3 protein-coding genes are annotated in these 5,721 nt (G+C 74.4%); 1 reads left to right on the plus strand and 2 read right to left on the minus strand.

The window, feature by feature from the left end; translation table 11 throughout:
* The coding region (locus HCN52_RS21195) for a S41 family peptidase (RefSeq protein ID WP_312876817.1) at window positions 1-2,742 on the minus strand (2,742 nt) is incomplete at its 3' end.
* Window positions 2,743-3,268: 526 nt separating this feature from the next.
* On the opposite strand from HCN52_RS21195, the gene HCN52_RS21200 reads away from it, so the two are divergent.
* Window positions 3,269-5,539 carry an MMPL family transporter gene (locus HCN52_RS21200; RefSeq protein WP_168090051.1) on the plus strand — a complete coding sequence of 757 codons (2,271 nt, stop codon included), beginning with the start codon at window positions 3,269-3,271 and terminating at the stop codon, window positions 5,537-5,539.
* Here HCN52_RS21200 and HCN52_RS21205 read toward each other — a convergent pair.
* On the minus strand, window positions 5,526-5,721 hold a 196-nt coding region (locus HCN52_RS21205), incomplete at its 5' end, for a hypothetical protein (RefSeq protein WP_168090049.1). The genes HCN52_RS21200 and HCN52_RS21205 overlap by 14 nt on opposite strands.

Here is a 5,721-nt window from a genome sequence, read left to right on the forward strand (position 1 = left end):
GGCCGGGCCGGGTCGGCCCGGCCCGGGGTCCAGGAAGGTGAGTTCCACCGTGCTGCCGCCGTTCCCCGCCAGCAGCGGCCACGGGCCCGTCACCGGGTCGACCGGATGGCCGTTGACCTCCGTGAGCAGTGCCCCCACCCGGATGCCCGTGCCGGCCAGCGGTGAGCGCGCCCGCGAGTCGGACGAGTCGCCGGGGAGCACCCGGGCGAGCCGCCAGCCGCCCGGGGCGCAGCCCGGCGCGTCACGGTCCCGCACGAAGTCGGCGCCGAGCAGCCCCTGCGCCCGGCGGTAGGTGGGCGGGCCCTCGTTGGCGCGGGAGGGGCTGACGTACGCGTGGGAGGTGCCGAGTTCCCCGAGTGTCTCCCGCAACAGGTCCGCGAACTCGTCGGGGGTCGACACCCGCGCGAGCAGCGGACGGTAGGTGTCGAGCACTGCCGGCCAGTCGATGCCGCACATCCCCGGGTCCCAGAACAGGTCCCGGACCAGGCGGCCCGCCTCCTCGAAGGCGTTCCGCCACTCGGCGGGCGGGTCGCTGTGGTGGACGATCCGCCGCAGGTCCACGAAGACGGTCGACTCGGGGTCCGCCTCGTCGGTAGCAGGCACCGCCCGCAACTCGCCGTCCTCGGCGACCACCAGCCGCGAGCCGTCGCCGCTCACCGCGAACCAGTCGACGTCCCCGGTGAGGTCGGCGGCGGCACAGGTGGCGATGTCGAAATGGACGAGGGTGGGCTGGCCGGAGGTGTCGGCCGGGTTGGCGAAGGTCTCGCCCAGCGCGCCCGAGATCGGCCACCGCAGCCACACCAGCCCGCCGCCGGCGACCGGGCGCAGCGCGGAGTACTTCGACGCCGGGACCGGGAACGGTGTGACCCGCGACGCCAGGCCCTCCGCCTCGACGAGCGTGGCGCCCTCCTCGCCGCCGGAGTCCGCCGGGTCGAGACCGCCGGCGGCCGGGCGGCCCTCCGGCGTCAGCGCGAACGGCGACGGTGTCGCCGAGGAGAGCGGCACCAGGTAGGGGCGGCACCCCAGCGGGAACGACAGGTCGCCGGTGTGCACGTCGTAGACCGGGTCGAAGCCCCGCCACGAGAGGAACGCCAGATAGCGGCCGTCGCGGGTGAAGACCGGCTCCTCGTCCTCGAAGCGGCCGTCGGTGACGTCGAGGATCAGGTGCCGCGGCTGCCCCGGGCCGGTCCTGCCGCCGCTGCGGCGGCGTTCGGCACCCGCCTCGTCCGCGGCCTTGTCCGCGGCCTCGGCCGAGGAGCCGGCCCCTGGCCCGCCGTCCACCGCCGCCTCGTCGCCCCCGGTGTTCCCCACGTCCCCGGTGTTCCCCACGTCCCTGGTGTCCTCGGCGGCGGGCGGCGCCGGTGGGGTGACGCGCGCCAGGCGGATCTGCCGAAGGCTGCGCCCCAGCCCCGGGTGGGACCACGCCAGCCAGGCGGAGTCGGGGGAGAACGCCAGGTCGCGGACAGCGCCGTTGGTCGACCGCGTCAGTTCCACCGCACCCGCCGTTCCGCCCTGCCCGTCTGCCGCGCCGTCCCGCGCCATCGGTGCCGGCGCCGTCTCCTCCGGTACCGGCACCAGCAGCAGGCCGCCGTCGTGCGAGGCGACGGCCAGCGTGCGCCCGTCCGGGGACGCCACCAGCTCCCGGACGCGCCCCAGTCGGCCCGTAGCCAACCGGAGCGAGTCGCAGCCGCCACTCGCCCGGGGCAGGTACGCCACCTCGATGGCGTCCTCCCCCGCGGCATCCGTCACGTAGGCGATGCGCCCGCTGTCCCCGAGCATCTCCGGGAGCCTGATCCGCACCCCGGGGCGCCCGGCGATCACCCGCCCGGGGCCGTCGCGGTGGGTGAGCCAGTAGAGGGAGCCGCCCACGGTGATCGCGCTGGCGCGTCCCGTCGCGTCGACGGCCAGCCCCTGGAGGTGTGCGGCGGTGGGAACCCGGCGGCCCCGCCGTCCGTTGCGCGGCCCGCCGGGGTCGACGGCCAGTCGCCGCGGCCGGCTCGCCGCGGTCAGCTCGGTCACGAGCCACAGCTCACCGCCGCTCTGGTAGACCACGCGGCTGCCGTCGGTCGCCGCGTGGCGGGCGTACCGGGTGTCGTGGTCGGTGTGGCGTCGGAGGTCGGAGCCGTCCGGGCGGCAGGAGTAGAGGTTGCCCACGCCTTCGTGGTCGGAGAGGAAGGCGATGCGGTCGCCGACGAACATCGGGCACTCCACCTGCCCGGTCAGTTCCGGCAGCAGCCGCTGCCCGTGGAGCCAGAGCCGCCCGGTGCCGCCACCGCGGTAGCGCTTCCAGAAGGCCGCCTCGTGCGGTGCGCGGCCGGTGAGCAGCAGGGTGCGGCGGTCCGGGCCCTCGCCGTGGACCGCGATGTCGGAGACCGGCCCCCACGGCAACTGCTCGCCCGGTGAGCCGTCGGTGTGCAGCCGGTAGGCCCAGCTGTGGTGGGCGAACGGCTGACCGTGGGAGCTGACGGCGAGGATGTCGTCCCCCGCCCAGCCGCAGACGCGGGTGTCGTCGGCGGCCCAGTGGGTCAGCGGCCGCGCCGGCCCACCGGCCACCTCCAGCACGTGGATCTCCGGATCGAGGGACGACCAGGCGGTGAAGGCGATCCGCCGCCCGTCCGGCGAGAAGCGCGGCCGGGCGACGCGCGTCCGGTCGGCGGTCAGCCGCCACGCGCGGCCGGCGGGTCGGCCGTCGGCGCCCGGCAGGGGGGCCAGCCAGAGGTCGTCCTCCGAGACGAAGCACACCCGGTCGCCGTGCAGGTGCGGGAAGCGCAGGTAGCCGGGGTCACCGAGGTCGCGGTGGCCCTCCCGGCCCTCCCGGCCGTTCCCGTGTCCCGCGTCGTGTTCCGCGGGGCTCGCCGCGGCGGCGGTGCCGCGCCCGTCCCCCGGGGTGTCGGTGATCACCCGTTCCATGCTTGGGGGTGCCGGTCGGCCCGGCAACTCGACCCCGCCCCACCCGCACCCGGAACCCCGGCCCGGCCGCCGCCCCGGCCCCGCCGTCCCGCCCCGGCCCGCCGCCCACGCGCCGCACCCCACCGGAAGCCCGCAGCGGCGCTGCCGACTGCCCCCGGTCGCAGACCGGTTCCCTGCCGACAAGTCACGCGTCGCGTGATGCGCGTCACATTGCCGACGGGGGCTCACCCTCCTCCGGGGGTGCCGCGTCTCCAGCTGTGAACCGGCCGGCACTACCCCCGCCCCCGCCCGCCGCCCGGGCATCCCCCACGCGTCCCTGACCTTCGCACGCCCGTTTTTCGGAGTAGGAGAGATCTCCGTGGCTACCTTCCTCTACAAGCTGGGCCGCCTCAGCTTCCGACGGCGGCGCTGGGTCGCCGCCATCTGGATCACGTTGCTGCTGGCGGCCGGCGCCGCCGCATCGACCGGCGGGGGCGAGGTCGAGGAGGAGTTCACGCTCCCCGGTACCGAGTCCCAGCAGGCGTTCGACCTGATGGAGGAGGCGTTCCCCGGCTCCAACGCGGACGCCATATCCTCCCGCATCGTCTTCCGCGCGCCCGACGGCGAGCAGATCACCGACCCGCAGCACGAGGCCACCGTCGAGGACGTCCTCGGCCGGCTGGACGGTGCCGCGAAGGTCGTCGGTGTCACCAGCCCCTTCGACAGCGGCTCGGTGAGCGAGGACGGCACCACCGCCTACGGCACGATCGACTACGACGCCACCTGGGCGGACATCACGGAGGAGATGCGCGACGACCTGTTCTCCGCCGTCGACGCCGGCCGGGACGCCGGGCTGACGGTCGAGGCCAGCGGTGAGGTCGCCGTCGGCGAGCCGAACTTCGGCCACGGCGAGATCATCGGCATCGGCGTCGCCGCCGTGGTCCTCGTGATCACCTTCGGCTCGCTCATCGCGGCCGGGCTGCCGCTGATCACCGCGCTGATCGGCGTCGGCATCGGCATGTCGGGCATCACCGCCCTCGCCGTGACGCTGGGGTTGACGGAGACCACCGGCATCCTCGCGATGATGATCGGCCTCGCCGTCGGCATCGACTACGCGCTGTTCATCGCCTCGCGCTACCGCTCGGAGCTGGTGGAGGGCCACAGCCGCGAGGAGGCCGCCGGGCGAGCCGTCGGCACCGCCGGTTCCGCCGTCGTCTTCGCCGGTCTGACCGTCATCATCGCGCTGGCGGGTCTCGCCGTAGTCAACATCTCCATGCTCACCAAGATGGGTCTCGCCGCCGCCGCGACCGTGCTGATCGCCGTGCTGGTGGCGCTGACCCTGGTGCCGGCGGCGCTGGGCTTCGTCGGCAAGCGGATCTTCGGCAAGAAGGCCCGCGCCGAGAACCCGGAGACCGGGGTGCCGCCGTCGCTCCAGAAGAACGGCCGCGACAACATGGGCTCCCGCTGGGCCAAGGGCGTGCTGCGCCGCCCGCTGCTGGTCCTGGTGGCGTCCGTCGCCGGCCTCGGCCTCATGGCGATCCCGGTCGGCTCGATGGAGCTCGGCCTGCCGGACGACAGCACCCAGCCGACCGACACCACCCAGCGCCAGGCGTACGACATGCTCTCCGAGGGCTTCGGCCCCGGCTTCAACGGCCCGCTGATGCTGGTCATCGACGGCCGTGACGCCGACGACCCGCAGGGCGCCGCCGACACGCTGGCGGAGCGCCTCAACTCCGTCGACGGTGTGGTCGCCGCCTTCCCGGCGCAGTTCGACGAGGCCGGTCAGGTCGCGACGATGATCGCCATCCCGTCCAGCGGCCCCGCCAGCGCGGAGACCGCCGAGCTGGTCGCCGACCTGCGCGAGGACATCGCCCCCGAGCTGCTCGCGGACACCGGCGCGCAGATGCTCGTCTCCGGCCAGACGGCCGCGCAGGCGGACTTCTCCAAGGTGCTCTCCGACGCGCTCGTGCCGTACCTGGCGCTGGTCGTGGGCCTGGCCTTCGTCCTGCTGCTGCTGGTCTTCCGCTCGATCCTCGTGCCGCTGAAGGCCGCCCTGGGCTTCCTGCTGTCGGTGCTGGCCGCGCTCGGCGCCGTCGTCGCGGTCTTCCAGTGGGGCTGGCTCGCCGACCTGTTCGGCGTGGCCGAGACCGGCCCGATCATGTCGATGATGCCGATCTTCATGGTGGGCGTGATCTTCGGCCTCGCGATGGACTACGAGGTGTTCCTCGTGACGCGGATGCGCGAGGCGTACGTGCACGGGGAGGACCCGCACCAGGCCATCGTCTCCGGCTTCAACCTCAACGCCCGCGTCGTCACCGCCGCCGCGATCATCATGATCAGCGTCTTCGCCGGCTTCATCTCCGCCAGCGAGTCGATGGTGAAGATGATCGGCTTCGGCCTGGCGATGGCGATCCTGCTCGACGCCTTCGTCGTCCGCATGACGCTCGTCCCGGCCGTCATGGGCCTCATCGGCGACCGCGCCTGGTGGCTGCCGAAGTGGCTCGACCGCGCGCTGCCCAACGTCGACGTCGAGGGCGCCGCCCTGGAGCGTCACCTGGCCGGTGAGGGGAAGGCCAACGACGGGAAGGCCGACACCGGTACCGACCCGGCCTCCGGGGGCAAGGACCGCGAGCCGGTCACCGTCCCCTGACCGGCGGGCGGTCCCGGCCGCCAGGGTGAGGCGGGGTCACCCCGCCTCCCCCGCCGGCACCGGAACGCAGCACGCCCTTGGCCCAGCGGGAGCCCATGTTGTCGCGGCCGTTCTTCTGGAGCGACGGCGGCACCCCGGTCTCCGGGTTCTCGGCGCGGGCCTTCTTGCCGAAGATCCGCTTG

This window comes from Streptomyces bohaiensis, assembly GCF_012033785.1.
In the GTDB taxonomy this organism is placed as follows: domain Bacteria; phylum Actinomycetota; class Actinomycetes; order Streptomycetales; family Streptomycetaceae; genus Streptomyces; species Streptomyces bohaiensis.